The sequence below is a fragment of the Spirosoma sp. KNUC1025 genome (assembly GCF_045160025.1).
Classification (GTDB): Bacteria; Bacteroidota; Bacteroidia; order Cytophagales; family Spirosomataceae; genus Spirosoma.
In genome coordinates this window covers 2,026,569-2,043,578 of record NZ_CP087139.1, presented here as the reverse complement: position 1 = coordinate 2,043,578, position 17,010 = coordinate 2,026,569, and the positions used below count along the sequence as shown (strand labels likewise).

Sequence of the window (17,010 nt, the reverse complement as noted above, 5' to 3'; positions counted from 1 at the left end):
GCAAAAAACTTTAACTTTTTTTGGGCGTATACTTGCAAAAAGGTGCTTTAGCCGCTTATATTTGCACTCCCAAAACGATAAAGTCGAACAAGGGAAATCAACAAAAAGGGAGTTTAGCTCAGCTGGTTCAGAGCATCTGCCTTACAAGCAGAGGGTCGGCGGTTCGAACCCGTCAACTCCCACATTAATAATCAGGCACTTAGCAGATTCTGTTGAGTGCCTTATTTTTGCTGAAACAATTGGACAACAGTCAAAGATAGGTGTGTTTATAACTTTAGCCTTTACGTTGTAGTGACAATGCCTACGCCACATTTTTCATATATTATATTATTCTGCCATTTGTTTTGAACAGCTTCCGTTTGCTTTTCCTCCTCTTTGCGTTGCTTTGACCAACATTGCCAACACTTTCTAACACGAATACCGGAAAAGCAACCCGATGATTCTTATTATGTTTATCAAGAACCATTCCGTCACAAACTCAGGGTTTTAGAGAAGAGAATTAAACTGGCTTTTGTACTAAATCATAAAGGAAATCGAGTTAGTTTTTAAAAATTACCACTTAAAAGAAATATTTCCAAGAGTAGACATACTGCCATTTACTAAACTAACGTGAATAAAGGCTACTCTAAAAAATAAAAATCTGTAAACCAATTAGTTAATTAGAGCGCTTTCTGTCATTCCGACGCCAGGAGGGGTTTTCAATAAGCAACAGAAATCAGTCTGGCCCGAAGATCATTCCTGGCGTCGGAATGACAGAAACAGCGTTACGTTTTATCGTTCAGTGGTCCAGTATTGACGTTAAACTATACGGGCGACAGTCTAAAATTCGTCTCCAGAAAAAAGTAATAAGTCCTCCTTACTTCTTCCATAATTTATCGGTCAACACATTATTCATGACCTGATCGCGATAGTTTCGGCTAATAGGGATACGGTGTGATTGAATAAAAAGCTCATTACCTTCAATCCCATCAATTTTATTGGTGGCAACTAAATATGACTTGTGCACCCGGATAAAGGCCGGGCTGGTTAAATTCTGTTCCAGGTTTTTCAAATTTAACAGGGTCATGTACTTGCCCTTTGTGGTAAAAAAAGTCACGTAGTTCTGCATACCTTCGATAAACAGAATGTCCTCGTAGACAAGCTTTTCGTACTTATTACCACATTTGATGAAGAAATAATCAGATTCAGGTTCCGCTTTCTGCGAGCTGGTTGTGGTCGATTGGCTCAGGAGTCGATGGTATTCCCGGGCTTTGTTGACCGACTTAAAAAATCGGTCAAACGTGATAGGTTTTAGCAGGTAATCGAGCACATTTAACTGAAATCCTTCCAGCGCAAAGCTGGGATAAGCCGTCGTAATAATCACCGTAGGCGGCTTCTGCACGATTTTCAGAAAGTCGATACCACTCATTTTGGGCATTTGAATATCCAGAAAGATTAGATCGACAGGCTGCTGGTCCAGTCTGTTTATCAGTTCCAGTGGATGTTCACAAGTGCCGGTCAGACGCAAAAAATCCACTTCCCGCACATAGCTGGCCAGCCCCTCCCGGGCTAATGGCTCATCGTCGACTATTACACAATTAATCATACGAATCTGTCCGTTTCAACTAAGGGTATTTGTTTGCCTGCTAGCAAGACAGGGGCCGGCACAAGTTCAGACAGGGTTAGCGTCAGATTGACGTCGAACTGATCTTTCTTTTGCTGAATATCCAACTCATAGCAACCAGAATATAGTAAATCCAATCGTCGCTGCACATTCCCCAAACCAATACCTCCATAATGAACTGCCTCATTGACAGTTTCCTGCGTGGTACTATTGGCTACCCAAAGCGTCAATTGGCGCCCGGCTACTACCAGTTTTATGGTAATCCAGTTGGGGCGGTCACTGTGTCGGGAAATGTGCTTAAACGCATTCTCAACAAAGGTCATTACGATAAATGGAGCAATGCCCAGATGCTCCACGTAGTGCTGCTGAATGTCGGTTGTCACCTTCACGTTGCTATTTTGCCGCAGTTTCTCTAGTTCAATAAAGTTTTCCAGGTAAGCGATCTCTTTGCTAAGTGGTATCTTCTGGTCATTACACTCATACAGTTGGTAACGTAACAGTTCCGAGAATTTCGCCAGCGAGGCCGAGGCCATGTCGGGATTTTTATGGATTAGAAAAAAAATGGAATTGATGGTATTGAACAGAAAATGCGGGTTGAACTGATTTTTGAGAAAGCTCAATTCTGTTTCCAGCTTTTCTTTTTCGAGAAGTTGTTGCCGCTGTCGGCTCTGAATCCAGTTTTTAGTTAGCTTGATACTCATGCCCAACGTCACGCTTGCCACTGTGGAGGGCAGGGCATTGCTAAAAAACATATTGAAGCAGGCTGCAGGTCCGAAAAGATCGGCGATGGTGCGGCCACTGGCATAGGCACTGAAATAATACCCCCAACAATGCAGAATGTAGCACCCAATACCGTCAGTAACAAAAAGCTGATATAAACAGTAAAGCGGCTTTTTTCGAGATACGTTGGAATCAGAAAATATAAATTGAAGTAAACCGCCAGCGCCTGAAAAATGACGTAAAAGCTGTATTTGAGCGCGAAGGGTAAGATAACGATTGTATGAAACACTTTCACTGGATTACCCAGCGTGACAACCCACCAGAGATAGTGGTACGCAAACCAGAACGGCAGGTGATACAGCTTGTACCGAAAAAACCAGTTTTGGTTTAATGAGCTATTCGACAACGCAGGCATGGGTCGTATATCCGTTTGCGATGAACACGTTTCACAAGTTATAGGAATTGGATGATATTACTCTGCTACAATACACGAACGACCAGAATCAATTGACTAGTCACCCAGTCTGGAGGATAAGTTGCAATTACGTATCGCCCGTTGTTTATCGTTGAAATACATAGAGTAATACGTAGTTCGTCAACTAAATCAGGTCAGTTGTCAATTCCGTTTTTCAACTGTTTTGTTATCGTGTTTATTCGCCTTAACCTGATTCAAAATCAAGCGACTATGCCGGCTTATACCTTATTAATCAACGGAAAGAAATATACAGTTAACGCTGACGCTCAGATGCCCTTGCTTTGGGCTATCCGGGATCTAGTTGGCCTGACTGGAACAAAATATGGTTGCGGCATTGGCCAGTGCGGTGCTTGTACTATACATTTAAAAGGCGCCCCTGTCCGTTCGTGTTCCTTTCCTGTTTCTGCCGTGTTAAATCAACCCATCACCACGATTGAAGGAATCTCTAAAAACAACGATCATCCCGTACAAAAGGCGTGGATTGCCGAGCAGGTGCCTCAATGCGGCTACTGCCAAAGTGGACAGATCATGTCGGCCGTTGCTCTGTTAAAGACAAAGGCAGCGACCAGCACCCCTCATCCAACAGACGAGGAAATTGACGCTGCCATGGCGGGGAATATCTGCCGTTGTGGTACGTATCCCCGAATCCGTAAGGCTATTAAAACAGCGGCTGGTATACTCAATAAAACCAAGGCCTAATGAAAAACAGCAAGGGTATATCGCGTAGAACGTTTATTCGTCAAACGGGACTTTCAGGTATTGCGTTGACGATCGGAGCTTACGGAGCTGTCTCGGCTACATCGACGGTTGGCATTGTTAATGGCCAAACAGGGCTTAAACCAGGGATTGAATTATTGGCCTGGATTTCCATTGATCAATCGGGTCGGGTAACGCTGATGAATCACCGGTCAGAAATGGGCCAGGGAACATTTCAGGCCATTCCTCAACTGATTGCTGAAGAACTAGAAGTTGACCTGAATCAGGTCACAATTTTATTCGCACCGGCCAATCCCACCAAATTTGGCCCTCAGCCTCAGGAAGGAAGTTTTTCGGTGCGGGGCTGGTATAAACAATTGTTACAGATCGGTGCTGCGGCACGGGAAATGCTCATCGAAGTGGCGGCCCAAAAATGGCAGGTAACTACCCTGGAATGTTACGCAGAACTCGGCCAGGTAATTCATCGACCATCCAATAAAAAAATTAGCTACGGGTTACTGGTCGAAGAAGCGTCAAAATTAACTCCTCCTCAAAACGTACCCTTAAAAAATCGGAAGGCATACAAACTCATTGGGAAGCCAATTCCCCGGCAGGATATTCCGCTCAAAACGAACGGTACGGCTCAATTTGGACTTGACAAAAAGCTTCCAGGTATGCTGTATGCCGTGGTTGAGCGTAATCCTCGGTTTCGGGGAAAAGTGAACCGGTTTGATGGATCAAAAGCTATGGCAGTGCCGGGTGTCAGGCACGTATTACCTGTACAAAGGGCTGTTTTTGGCAGCCTCTTCGAAGGGGTTGCTGTAGTGGCCGATTCACTTTGGGCCGCGATGCAGGGGCGCAAAGCGCTGGTAGTCGACTGGGACGATTCGGGTTTTCCACACCTGGATTCAGACCAGCTAGCCACGCAGATGCGGGCAGATCTTAAAAAGCCAGGGCCGTCGAGCCAATTTGAAGCCGCCTATCAGAACGCGACGAAAAAACTGGAAGCGGTTTATGAAACACCTTACCAATCTCATAGCTGTATGGAGCCCCTGAACTGTATTGCTCACGTACAGGATAACCGCATCGACATCTGGGGACCAATTCAGGAAGCCAACTGGATACAAGCCGATTTGAGTGAGCGAATGAAAATTCCGAAAGAAAATATCAAGGTCAACATGACCTTTCTGGGCGGTGGATTTGGGCGTAAGGGATTTCCCGATTATCCTCATGAAGCAGCCTTGCTCTCGAAAGCCGTGAAAGCGCCCGTTCAGGTCGTATGGACACGAGAAGATGATATGAGCCAGGGCCCATTCCGGCCCGGTGCTTTCTACGCCTGCAAAGGAGGCATTGACGACGCAGGACATATCCTGGCTTTCCAGACGATAACCGCTACGCAATGGATTGGGCAGGAGTGGAAGCCGGAACCTTATCCTGAACCAAAACCGCCGGGATATAACACAGGTTGGCTGGAAGGTATGGCAAGCGCTTATGTCAAGGCAATTCCGCATGTCAGTTTTGGCGGGGTAGGTACCCACTCACCCATACCGGTAATGTGGTGGCGCGCGCCATCAGCCTCTACGTCTGGCTTTGCCTGCGAAAGCTTCATCGATGAACTTGCGCATCTGGCCAGTCAGGACCCGATGGAATTCCGTAAAAACCATTTGCCCGACAAACGTTATCAGGCGTTAATCGACCAGTTGAAAATCATTAGTAACTGGGAGTCAAGAGCTAAGAATGCAGGCTGGGGCGTAGCCATTACCGAATGTTTCGGCGGCATCTGCGGTCATATTGTGCAGGTCTCACGCAAGTCAGACGGAAAACTCAGGATAACTAAAGTGATTGCACTGATGGATTGTGGCTGGTATGTCAATCCGGATATCATTCGGGCTCAGGTAGAAGGGAGCATCATTATGGCTCTGGGTGCGGCCATAAAGCATGAAACTACGTTTGAAGATGGAAAAGCCGTACCGAAAAACTTCAATACGTACGAAATGCCCCGCATGAGTGATACGCCAGAGATCGACGTGCATATCATGGAAAATGATGAACCCGCCGGGGGCGTTGGTGAGCCCGGCTTACCTCCATTTGCTCCTGCTTTATGCAATGCAATTTTTGACTTAACGGGCAAGCGTATTCGTACATTGCCATTTAAACTGGATGAGGCATAGCCACTCATCAACTCTTTGCCCATGTCGAGAATCAATAATACAATGACTAATAATGACAGGGTGAACCGACGCTCATTTCTGAAAGCCAGTGCTGTTGGCGCGGGAGGATTATTGATTGGCTTCTCGCTGCCTGCTCATGCAGCCGAACGGTTGGCAAGTCTGCCTGCAACCGAAACGCCATTGAATGCGTACCTGCGAATCGGTACCGACAATCAGATTCATATGGTACTATCGAAAGTAGAGATGGGTCAGGGAATCTGGACAACTATCCCCATGCTGATTGCCGAGGAACTGGACTGCGACTGGAACAGTATACGAGTCGAACACAGCCCACCCGGCATAGCCGCGGACTTCAGCCAGTCGCTTATTGCCCGGTCTACGGGCGGCTCAGAAACTACCGTATCGGAGTTCGACCGATGCCGACTGGCGGGAGCCACAGCCCGCCAGATGCTGGTTAATGCCGCAGCCAAACGGCTGGGGGTTTCACCGGAAAGTTGCCGCACTGAAAACAGTTTTGTTATTGCTGGCGAGCATCGTCTTAGTTACAGCACCTTAGCCGCCGATGCATCGACGCTACCCGTCCCGACAGTAACGCTTCGGGGGCCAAATCAATGGAAATACATTGGCAAGTCACAAAAACGGCTGGATGCCCCCGACAAAATTAACGGTAAAGCGATCTACGGACTGGATATCTACTTTCCGGGGCTGTTGACGGCGGTAGTGGCTCATGCACCCGTATTTGGCGGAACAGTGAAGTCGTTCGACACCACAAAAGCCAGCGCGGTAAAAGGTGTTCGTCTGGTTGTTCAGATTCCTACAGGCGTGGCGGTCATTGCCGACTCGTTCTGGGCAGCTAAAGTAGGGCGCGAAGCGCTGACAATTGACTGGCATTTAGGTCCAAACGCAACACTCGAAAGTGCTCAGCAACTGGCTACTTACCGACAGTTGGCCAACTCCACTGGATTATCCGTTCACCAGAAGGGCAACGTAACGGCTGGTTTGCAAAACGCGAACCGCGTAATTGATGCCGAATACAGCTTTCCGTATCTGGCTCATGCACCGATGGAACCGCTGAACTGCACGGTGAAGATCGGCGCTGACCAGTGCGAGGTGTGGGTCGGGACACAATCGCCCTTGCTTCATCAGGCGGAAATTGCCACTTCTCTGGGCCTGAAACCGGAACAAGTGTTGCTCCACACGCCTATGATTGGCGGTAGTTTTGGTCGTCGGGGTACGTTTAGTCAGGACTGGGTGATGGAAGCCGTTCAAATCGCCAAAATTAGTGGCAAGGCTATTAAGCTGGTTTGGTCACGGGAGGACGACATTCAGGGCGGTTATTACCGGCCCGTTTACGTGCATCGGGTGAAGGTTGGTACTAACCCGGCGGGCGTTCCCATAGCCTGGCAGCACCGTATTGTTGGGCAATCGCTATTCGTCAATACACCCCTACAGGACCTGATTGCCCCGAAAGGAGTCGATTACAGTTCCGTAACGCGGGGAGCACCCTATTCCGAAGCCATTCCCGATTGTTCATTCGAACTGCACACCACAAAGGTAGGCGTTCCGGTTTCCGCCTGGCGGTCGGTGGGCGCTACGCACACTGCGTTTGTGATGGAAACCCTGATTGATGAACTGGCTACGCAGGCAGCTGTTGATCCGGTGGCTTACCGGCGTGCACTATTAAAAAAGGCTCCTCATCATTTAGCTGCGCTAAATTTGGCCGCTTACAAAGCAGGCTGGACTAAACCGCTGCCTGCGGGCCAGTTTCGAGGTATCGCAGTTTGCGAGGCTATGAGTAGTTACGTGGCACAGGTGGTTGAGGTGTCTGTTGCGGACAAGCAAATTCGGGTACACCGAGTCGTTTGCGCCATCGACTGCGGGCTGCCAGTTAATCCCGACGGCGTAGTAGCACAGATGGAGGGGTGCATTATTTTCGGGTTGACGGCGGCTCTGTATGGCGAAATTACATTAGCCAATGGACAGGTACAGCAAAGCAATTTCCACGACTATCGGATACTGCGCATGAACGAAGCACCTACTATCGAGGTTCACATCGTGCCCAGTACCGAACGCATGGGCGGAGCTGGTGAACCCGGCGTGGCACCTGTTGCCCCGGCTCTGGCGAATGCGTTGTTTGCCGCCACCGGCAAGCGATTCAGGCACTTACCACTTCGTTTGTCGGATTCCAGTAAATCCTGAACATTCGTGTTGTGTTAATACACATGCATTTTTAAGACACGGCCCAGAAGCGTTTCTTTGGGCATTCAATTGTATCAATCAGGCCGTTGATGCTGTTTTTTACCCTTATCAGTTGACCATGACTTGTCAACACTGAATAAAATAATGCGAAAAATAGATTTCTATCCGACCTCGCTGGGCATTGAATATTGAGTGGATTGAGAGGAAAATCCACCGGCTGAATGGTGTTCATGAGCATGACGAAGCGGAACAGGTCACTTATATTCTGGAACTGCTCTAGCTTTCCCAGACGGAAAAGGTGGATGCAGCGTTCGTTAATGCCTTTGCCCGGTATGATTTACCTCACCGGGCCGAGCCTGAATTTGATGTAGACATGGCTTTGGGTATCAAACAAGCCTTCAACATCATTACTGACTTTTATCAACGTCGTGAAAGCGAATAAAAGGAGGTTAAACCAATGAAGTACTAATCTCATATAAAGCTTCTTCACGAGACAATTGCTCTTTAGATTAATGTGCTAATTAATAGGTAAGGTGATAGTGAATACCGTTCCCTGACCTTCGGTACTTTCTACCGTCAGTGTCCCCCTATGCCCTTTCGTGATGATATCGTAACTCAGAGAAAGCCCCAGGCCAGTTCCCTCGCCCACGGGTTTGGTGGTAAAAAAAGGCTGAAAAATCTTCTCACGAACCGATTCGGGAATACCAATGCCGTTGTCCTGAATGCGAATCTGAGCGGCTTGTGCTGCCACATCGGGGGTACCGAAACGCCGGTGTGGCAGTAATCCGGCCGAGCCTTCCGACTGCTCCACGGATGGCTTGATCAGCACCGTACTCACCCAAACAGTAGGCGAGTAGATTTCCCCCGTCAGAACATCCTGTTCAAGCGAGTGGCAGGCTTTAGTCCGCTCTGCCACTGCATAAAAGGCATTGCTATAAAGATTCAATAGCACCCGACCAATATCTTGAGGCACAACAGTTACTCTACCCAGATTGGCGTCAAAGTCGGTTACCAACTCACAGTTAAATATCTCCGACCGGCCAGTCGGGTCGGCTAGTCCTGCACTGTACTTGTCTTTAGCTCTCATGCCATGATAGGCGAGTTTGAGGTATTCTTCGGCCAGCGCATTCAGGTGGATAGGGCGTTTCTCCCCGATTCGGTGCGGCTATGCTCCAACATGCCCTTAACGATACTACTAGCCCGGTTACCGTGGCGGTGAATCTTCTTAAGGTTATTGGTCAGGTCACTTAGAATTTCTTCAGCATAGTCTTTTGCGTCGTTAGGCAATTTCTGAAGGGGTCCCTCCTTTAATTCATCCACGAGGTCGGAGCTCACTTCGGAGAAATTGATGACGAAGTTGAGTGGATTCTGAATCTCATGAGCAATGCCAGCGGTCAATTCGCCCAGGCTAGCGAGCTTCTCTTTCTGAATCAGCTGTTCCTGCGTTTTCTGCAGATCTTTCAGGGTCGATTCCAGATGATCGCGCTGGGTTACGATCTCTTCTTTCTGCTGTTGCACCTCGTTGGTACGTTGGGCTACTCTTACTTCCAACAACTGATTCTTCTGACGCAGGGACTTTGACCGGTATTGTATAATCGCCCAGATGCTGCCACCTACCAGCGTTACATAGATCAGGTATGCCCACCAGGTTCGCCACCAGGGAGGCCGGATTATTACCCGGATGCTAATGCCTTTTTCATTCCAGACCCCGTCGGCATTGGCGGCTTTGACCTGGAAGGTGTACGTACCCGGGCGCAGATCGTTATAACGCGCCTGACGCGTAGTACCGCTAAATACCCAGTCGTTATCAATTGGGGCTAATCGATAGGCATATTGGCATTCTTTACCTCGATCGTACAGCAAAGCGGTAAAATGAAAGGTAAGCTCATTCTGGTTATGGAGCAGGGTAAGTTGCCTGAGGCCTGAAATATGGACTGGACGTTGACCGTTTCGGAACGTAGCCGAACGACCACCAATAGCCAAATCAGTCATAACAATCGTTGGCGGAAAGGGATTACTGGTTACCTGGTTCGGCGAAAAGGCATTGGTGCCTTTATCCCCGCCAATATATAGTAGCCCATCACTTGTTTTGAAGGAGTGACTGATGACCCCATCGGATAAACCATTTGAGTGGGCATAAGTAAGAAAACGTTCGGTTTTAGGATCAAATCGCGACAGTCCATTATTGGTGCCTACCCAGAGTTCCCCTCTGTCATCACGTTGAATTGTGAGGGCCGAATTACTCGACAATCCATTGGCGGCATTGTAGGATTTCAGAATCCGACCTTTGTTATCCAATCGTAAAAGGCCAAACACATTATCGCATACCCAAAAGCTGCCAGATTTGGTATCAGGCAGTATGTCCCGCACACTTAAGGGCCCATTGAGGTTGTCCCGATAGGTTTGAAATTTTCCGGTAACGGGATTCAACATCTGGACACCACCAGAACTCAACCCTATCCATATTCGCTTTTGGGCATCTTCCCGCAACGCAGTAATGACGTTATCCGACAATCCGGTGAACTGTCGCTTACGAGCTAATTCGGCCACTTCCCGGGCTTCAGTGACACTGATCCGGTGGAGTTGGATACCCCATAGCTCAGGGTGAATAGGTGGTCCACTATTCCAGCTACCATACGCATAATCGTCATCGGATTTATAGCGTAATCGATAGCGACCTGTAGCTAACCGTATCGATTGGATCTGACTGCGGACTTGGCCATCCAGACCATCGGCCCGGCTGCCAGTTTGCGAGGCTTGCCAAACGACATTGCCCTGGCTATCTTCAATCCAGCCATAATCATATTTCACGGTAGGTCGCCATTCGCCCCCAACGACTACCAGCAGATCCGTTGCCTGGCGAAGTGTGAAAGGAACCATCCTGTCGGTCGCATTGTCAGGATGAAGAATACTCGCTACGTACCGCTGTTTAGTGGTTAATTTCCCGATTCGACTGTATAAGCTGGGTACGTAACTGGTGTCTGCCTTATAATAATGGGTGAACGTTCGTCGGTCGACGTTGAAATGGTCCAGCCCTTTGTCGGTACCCAGCCAAAGTGTGCCATCCGAAGCAGGCAACAAGGCCGTGATCGTATTCACCATTAAACTATTGACCTGAGCTGGATTCTTGGAAAAATGGCTGAAAGTTCCCCGTTCCCGATCCATTAAATTTAACCCACTAGCCTTTGTCGTCATCCAGAATCGCCCCCGGTTGTCTTCGGCCATGGCCATTACCATTCCGCTGCCCAGGGAGTTAGGATCGGTCCTATTGTGCTGATAATGGATAGAAACGCCTGTTTTTTTGTCCACTTTATCCAGACCCTTGTCCGTAGCAAGCCACAAAATAGAAGGATCAGACGGAGCCTCATAAACCGAATGAATGATCGGACTTTGAGCTTCATTTTCAGTAAGAAGACGGCTGGACAATAAAGGAAACTTGGCCAGTCTGCTTTGTTTATTAAGGCCTTGATTCAGACTGCCTACCCAAATAAGCCCGGTCTGGTCGACCAGAAACGAACGGATGGTCTCTCCATGCAACGCATCGGCCTCATCGGGCTTGTTTTGATAACGAATAAGTTGATTCAGTTGCTGGCTATAACAACTTAACCCATGCGAGGTTAGAAACCACAGATCACCATTGGGGTTTTCGTAAAGAAGCTTGGCCAGAGCCGACGCAGTTGGGTCACTGGTTTTCGATGTCAGATGGGTAAAAATCCCTGTTTTCGGGTCCAGCCGGTCCATTCCCTGAAGGGTTGGCACCCAGATCATCCCATTCCTACTCTGATGCACCACCATCAATGAATCGGATTGTATACTGTGCACATCCGTGGGATTATGCTTGAACTGAGTCAGTTGCCCCGTTCGGGGATTTAATCGAAAGAGTCCTTTTCCAGCGGCAAACGACGACAGGTATAAATTGCTCTGCCTGTCTTCCGCCAAAAATGTAATTTTAGCGAAATCCGCGGTGAGCTGATGAGGGCCATGCGGTTTGAAACGAATGAATTGGTTCGATCCTGAATCGAACCAATGTAACGTATTGGCCGTTTCGCCAGTGGTTGTAACCCAAACCTTGCCGGTTCTATCTTCTAAAAAGGCAAAACTGATAAGGTCATTTACAGTATTATAATAAATCGAATTATCGGCTAAACTACGACTGTTGTTAGGCTCATGCCGAAAATACGTCCATGTTCTGGTTTGGGGTGTTAGACGGTCCAGTAGCCAGTTGTTCTGTACCTGCCGAATCGTCCATATATGCCCTCGTTTATCCTCATGAATGAAGCGTACATACTCATTTCTATCGCTTATTTGGGGACTCTTACGTGGATATTCAATAAATCGCTGGGTTGTTCGCTCAAAACGGAACAGTCGCTCGCAGCCTACCCAGATGTCGCCGTTGTGATCCTCGCATAACGTCTGGATGAGTCGGCCTTTGAGGCTGAATTTATCCCGGGCATTATATTGGTAAACGACCATCGTCGTGCCGTCATATCGGACCAGCCCGTTCTGGGTACCCAGCCACATGAAGCCCAGATGATCCTGAAGCATACAGGTTACCGAATTTTCGGGTAAGCCATCGGTTACAGTTAGATGTTCGAACTGGATACGTCGGGAAGTTGAGGATGTGGTAAGCAAGTATTGGGCAGAGACTACACTCAGGCTTGCTAAACATAACAGCAGGACAGAGAGCAAACGAAAAGGCATCATACTGACTGGGTAGAACGAAGAAGGGTTTTAGTAAATGTAGTTTCAGCAGCCGGTTTCTACAACGATAGCGATACGGTGGAACGTAATAACCAATGGTCCGCTTAGTTTATTACTACACTTACTTTCAGGTATAAGGGCATTATAGGAAGTATAACTTCATCTGACACTTAATTACAATCAGTAACAGACAGCGACCAAAATTTTTATATTTTCAAAATAGCCGAAGGAAATTTCATGTATATGCTCCATAAATGGGGCGTTTAGGGAGATGTACCAAAACCAGTTAGCCGATTTATATAATCCGTTTGTATCAGGTAACTCCTTTAGAGTAGAATGATGCTCACTAGTTCATGAAAAGCAGGTTAGCGGCTATTTGGACACTCGAAAACTGAGTCCAGCGAATTTCAGGATTTGATACAAATTATGCTCACTGAACACTACGTTAAAACCGCCAAATCCTGAATTCGCTCCACTCGTTAAGGCGTACTTGGTGGTGATCACATTCCGAGGAATTTCATAAGAGCTACCCAGGGTTTTAGGGCGAAGCATCAGCACACTGTCGGTTGATACATACAATTCAGCACGCCTGAACTTACTGTCCCCTATCAACAGTTGATACCCGTAATGCTCATAGACGCCGAATCTTTTCGATCACATGGCAGCATCAATCGGTTTGAGGCTATAGCCTGGGTTATAATCTCTTTCGTTTACCCGTCGAAAAAGAAAATTGTTTCCGTTGAAATTTTTAAAGACCAATCGTTGATTGTCTCGCCGAATTGTGTCCTTTGCCTTCAGTTCGTAAGCCATAAATTCTGTTTCACTAACCGGTTTCAATACGAGCTTTTTCCTCTCATTTACCAGCGTAAGTTGATCATAAGATAGGCCGTTTTGCTGAAACTTGTCAACTCGCTACTGATCCTTATATTTAACCACGTTAATTAATAATAACGAATGATGAAACGTGAAATGATTACTTGCTTACTGGCTTCACTAGCCCTTGTATGCTTAACAATGCCAAACGGAGCTTTCGCTCAACTACCTGTTAAACCGCTTGCCGCCCAACAGATATTATTACAAAGCAACAATCCCCAACTAGCTAAAAACAAAAAACTCGTTTACGATATGTGGCGGGAATTTCTGGAAGGGGGACACATGGAAGTAGCTGAAAAATACTTTACTGAAACCTACATGCAACACAACCCAAACGCGGCCACTGGGCGGAAAGCACTGGTTGAATTCTTCTCAAAATTCATGAAACCACAGCCTATTTCTGACACCATCAAAGCACCCGTTGTGGCAATTCTAGCCGAAGGTAATTTAGTAACAATCAGCTTTGCCCAAACGAAGCCTGATCCGGTCGATAAGACAAAAAAATATAGCACTACTTGGTTCGATATGTTTAGAATAGAAAATGGAAAGATCGCCGAGCATTGGGACTGTGCCGAGAAGATGAAGCCGAATTAATCATTAGTCTACCTTGAGACGAGGGGTCGTTCATGTATCTTCTTCCTAAAACTGCGCGAATACGGCCTTTCAAACGTAACGCTTCAGGCACATAAAGAAGCAGAAATTGATTATCAAAATAGTATTTAGTGTGATACGTCAAGACGACATCCAAACACTTTGCGGCTAATTAATAGTCAGACAATAGTTTTAGTTACACCGCCGTCCACCCGAATGGCAGCTCCGTTAGTGGCCGATGCCAGCGGACTGGAGAGATAAGCCACAAGGTTGGCAACTTCCTGGGTAGTGGCAAACCGTTTGATGATTGAGGTCGGGCGGGCATTCTTGAAGAAGTCCTTTTCCATTTCCTCTACCGACACATTACTCCTGGCGGCCATACTATTAATAAAATCACCGACGCCTTCCGAGAAGGTCGGACCAGGCAGAACCGTATTAACGGTCACGTCTGTACCCGTAGTGAGTTCAGCTAACCCCCGTGAAATAGCTAACTGAGCCGTTTTTGTCGTACCGTAATGAATCATCTCTGTTGGAATCTGCAGGGCTGATTCGCTGGAGATAAAAAGGATACGTCCCCATCCTTTCGCCAGCATTTTGGGGAAATAATGGCGAGACAGGCGAACCCCGCTCATTACATTAACTTCGAAAAACCGGAACCAGTCCTCATCAGGTATCTGCGTAAACTCCTTCGGCTCAAAGATGCCTACGTTATTGATCAAAATATCTACTTCGGGCAACTCCGTTAGTAAGGTGTTAATCTCATCAATCTGGCTAAAGTCAGCCGCAATGCCTCGAAATCGGGTATTGGGAAATTCACCTGTCAGTTGACGGACCAATGCATCGACTCGATCCTTATTTCGGCCATTTAGTATGACTTCGGCCCCTTCCTGAGCCAGTGTTCTTGCAATTGCCAGCCCGATGCCAGCCGTTGATCCGGTTACTAATGCGGTTTTCCCACCTAACTGTAAATTCATGTCTGTCGTGTTTAAGAATGCAGTTCTGTCATACCCTGAGCTTTTCCCAACTAATGAGGGATTAGGCAATCAATGGGTGGTTAGCCTGCTTCATGTGTTCAGTATAGCGTTTCTAAAAACAAATGCAGCGATAATTCGTGCCGCTCCATGGCTAAATCTTCCAATTTTAACATAATCGTGGTCGTTTCTGAAATTATAGAGCCTGAACTCGTGTATCCATAATAAAGTTGACTGTCTAGAACCCGTCTACTTCTTCATCTGACTAGTGCGGTACCTGTCTCATTCGGTCTGATATCCAATCGCTTTCACTTAGACAAATCAAATGTCCAAAAAGACGTATTTCTTTCTGATCCTGATTTTAGGTAGTTTAACCGCGCTGGGGCCCTTTTCTATTGATATGTATCTTCCGGGCTTCCCTGCCATTGCCAACGATCTGCACACCACCCCAGCCAAAGTCTCCCTCTCCTTATCCGGGTTTTTTATTGGTATTTCCCTTGGCCAGCTTCTGTATGGCCCATTACTCGATCGGTTTGGCCGAAAAAAACCGTTGTATATCGGACTGATCGTATATATACTGGCGTCGGCAGGCTGCGCTTTTACGACGAGTATCGACGGGCTAATTTTCATGCGTGTTATACAGGCCATCGGGAGTTGTGCGGCAGCAGTAGCCTCAGTCGCTATGGTGCGCGATTTGTTTCCGGTGAAGGACAATGCCAAAGTGTTCTCTTTGCTATTACTGGTGGTGGGCGCTTCACCCATGATCGCACCAACGATTGGCGGTTATGTGACATCAGCCCTGGGATGGCAAGCTATATTTTTCATTCTAATGGGGATGGGCATTGCGATTTTGCTAGCCGTTTTCTTCTGGCTACCCGCCAGTTACAAACCCGACGAGTCGATCTCGCTAAAGCCCAAACCGATTTTGCGAAATTTCTGGCAGGTATTACGTGAACCCCAATTTTACACCTATGCCTTCACCAGTGCCATCGCCTTTTCAGGCCTCTTTGCGTATGTTTCTGGCTCACCGGTTTTATTTATGGATGTGTTCCACACCGATGAAAAAGTATATGGATGGTTATTCGCCTTTCTGTCGGTTGGTTTTATTGGATCTAGTCAGATAAACACGATTCTGCTGCGCACCTACAAGAGTGAGCAGATTGTCAACGTTGCGTTGATTAGTCAGGTTGTCATTGCTTTAGCCTTTCTGTGCGTAGTGCTGATGGGTTGGTTAACGCTTTCAATCACGATTGGCCTTCTGTTCATTTTTCTTTGCTGTATCGGTTTTACCAACCCCAATGCAGCTGCGTTATCGCTGGCTCCGTTCGTCAAAAATGCCGGAAGTGCTTCGGCGTTGATGGGCGCCCTGCAAATGGGCATGGGCTCCTTAATTTCAGTACTAATAAGTCTGTTCGAAGTGCCTTCGGCTCTTCCAATGGTGCTGGGTATGGCTGGCTCGTCAACGATTGCCCTGCTGGTACTAGTAACAGGACGAAGGACTATAACTACTCAGGTTGAGGTTCAGCAGAACTCTGATCCAGCTTTACTTCATTAGGAGGAGAGAAAATCAATTTTGTTTTTGATGAAAGGTTATTCACCTCCCACCCGTTCAGCGTTCAGTAAAATGTTCGATTCATTAGCCTTGTGCGAATTGGTTATACTAGCCAACTCATGTGGCAAGAAAGTAAAGTGTAGTCAGGTAATTGCCACCGAACTGGCAACAGCCAACCGGCTACTTATTTAGGTATACTCGGGTTTGAAACAATCCTGACAGCAATCACAGCATGGCCTTGATCTTATATTTTAGCTATTCAGTTAATAAATTTTCTACTTTAACGCAATGAGTCAAACCCAGCGTCCACAGCATTGGAGCCAAACGAATCCAGATAGATGTTTGTCGGCGATTCATCTTTGTGTACCAACGCCTGATTCTTTGGGAAGGTTGGTTTGTCAAACATAAACGGGCTTATTCTGCTTACTACAAGCAGGGTTTGTCCAGAACAGCTTAGC

13 protein-coding genes and 1 tRNA gene are annotated in these 17,010 nt (G+C 47.1%); 7 read left to right on the top strand and 7 right to left on the bottom strand.

Annotation, left to right across the window (positions count from 1 at the left end; translation table 11 throughout):
• The first annotated feature begins 107 nt into the window (after positions 1-107).
• Positions 108-182, top strand: a tRNA-Val gene (locus LN737_RS08845).
• A gap of 674 nt (positions 183-856) precedes the next feature.
• Here the strand turns inward: LN737_RS08845 and LN737_RS08840 are convergent.
• The 3 genes from LN737_RS08840 to LN737_RS08830 are packed head-to-tail and all read right to left on the bottom strand — an operon-like array spanning position 857 to position 2,738.
• Entirely contained in the window at positions 857-1,585 is a 729-nt protein-coding gene (locus LN737_RS08840) for a LytTR family DNA-binding domain-containing protein (RefSeq protein ID WP_405518048.1), read from the bottom strand.
• Positions 1,582-2,325 carry a sensor histidine kinase gene (locus tag LN737_RS08835; RefSeq protein ID WP_405518046.1) on the bottom strand — a complete coding sequence of 248 codons (744 nt, stop codon included), beginning with the start codon at positions 2,323-2,325 and terminating at the stop codon, positions 1,582-1,584. The genes LN737_RS08840 and LN737_RS08835 overlap by 4 nt, the downstream gene beginning before the upstream one ends.
• On the bottom strand, positions 2,313-2,738 hold the full coding sequence (locus LN737_RS08830) for a hypothetical protein (protein WP_405518044.1): 426 nt from the start codon (positions 2,736-2,738) through the stop codon (positions 2,313-2,315). Before LN737_RS08830 ends, LN737_RS08835 begins: the two co-directional genes overlap by 13 nt.
• Before the next feature lie 270 nt (positions 2,739-3,008).
• On the opposite strand from LN737_RS08830, the gene LN737_RS08825 reads away from it, so the two are divergent.
• The 4 genes from LN737_RS08825 to LN737_RS08810 all read left to right on the top strand — a co-directional run bounded on the left by LN737_RS08825 (position 3,009) and on the right by LN737_RS08810 (position 8,306).
• Entirely contained in the window at positions 3,009-3,497 is a 489-nt protein-coding gene (locus tag LN737_RS08825; protein WP_405520352.1) for a (2Fe-2S)-binding protein, read from the top strand.
• On the top strand, positions 3,497-5,665 hold the full coding sequence (locus LN737_RS08820) for a xanthine dehydrogenase family protein molybdopterin-binding subunit (RefSeq protein ID WP_405518042.1): 2,169 nt from the start codon (positions 3,497-3,499) through the stop codon (positions 5,663-5,665). The genes LN737_RS08825 and LN737_RS08820 overlap by 1 nt, the downstream gene beginning before the upstream one ends.
• A 21-nt stretch (positions 5,666-5,686) precedes the next feature.
• Positions 5,687-7,864 (top strand): xanthine dehydrogenase family protein molybdopterin-binding subunit, encoded by a 2,178-nt coding sequence (locus LN737_RS08815; protein WP_405518041.1) that lies wholly within the window; start codon positions 5,687-5,689, stop codon positions 7,862-7,864.
• Positions 7,865-8,162: 298 nt separating this feature from the next.
• A complete protein-coding gene (locus tag LN737_RS08810) occupies positions 8,163-8,306 on the top strand; it encodes a hypothetical protein (protein ID WP_405518039.1) in 144 nt (47 codons plus the stop codon).
• A gap of 75 nt (positions 8,307-8,381) precedes the next feature.
• Here the strand turns inward: LN737_RS08810 and LN737_RS08805 are convergent, their stop codons facing one another.
• Positions 8,382-8,951, bottom strand: a complete 570-nt coding sequence (locus LN737_RS08805; protein ID WP_405518038.1) for a sensor histidine kinase — start codon at positions 8,949-8,951, stop codon at positions 8,382-8,384.
• Positions 8,952-8,992: 41 nt separating this feature from the next.
• Positions 8,993-12,496, bottom strand: a complete 3,504-nt coding sequence (locus LN737_RS08800; RefSeq protein ID WP_405518036.1) for a two-component regulator propeller domain-containing protein — start codon at positions 12,494-12,496, stop codon at positions 8,993-8,995.
• Positions 12,497-13,519: 1,023 nt separating this feature from the next.
• Between LN737_RS08800 and LN737_RS08795 the strand changes: the two genes are divergently transcribed.
• Positions 13,520-14,032, top strand: coding sequence for an ester cyclase (locus tag LN737_RS08795; RefSeq protein ID WP_405518034.1), 513 nt, complete (start codon positions 13,520-13,522; stop codon positions 14,030-14,032).
• A gap of 176 nt (positions 14,033-14,208) precedes the next feature.
• On the opposite strand, the gene LN737_RS08790 is transcribed toward LN737_RS08795, so the two are convergent.
• Complete coding sequence (locus tag LN737_RS08790; RefSeq protein ID WP_405518032.1) at positions 14,209-15,003, bottom strand: SDR family NAD(P)-dependent oxidoreductase; 795 nt, start codon at positions 15,001-15,003, stop codon at positions 14,209-14,211.
• A gap of 322 nt (positions 15,004-15,325) precedes the next feature.
• Between LN737_RS08790 and LN737_RS08785 the strand changes: the two genes are divergently transcribed.
• Complete coding sequence (locus LN737_RS08785; RefSeq protein ID WP_405518030.1) at positions 15,326-16,555, top strand: multidrug effflux MFS transporter; 1,230 nt, start codon at positions 15,326-15,328, stop codon at positions 16,553-16,555.
• A 277-nt stretch (positions 16,556-16,832) separates the two neighbouring features.
• On the opposite strand, the gene LN737_RS08780 is transcribed toward LN737_RS08785, so the two are convergent.
• Entirely contained in the window at positions 16,833-16,958 is a 126-nt protein-coding gene (locus LN737_RS08780; RefSeq protein WP_405518028.1) for a hypothetical protein, read from the bottom strand.
• Positions 16,959-17,010: the final 52 nt, after the last annotated feature.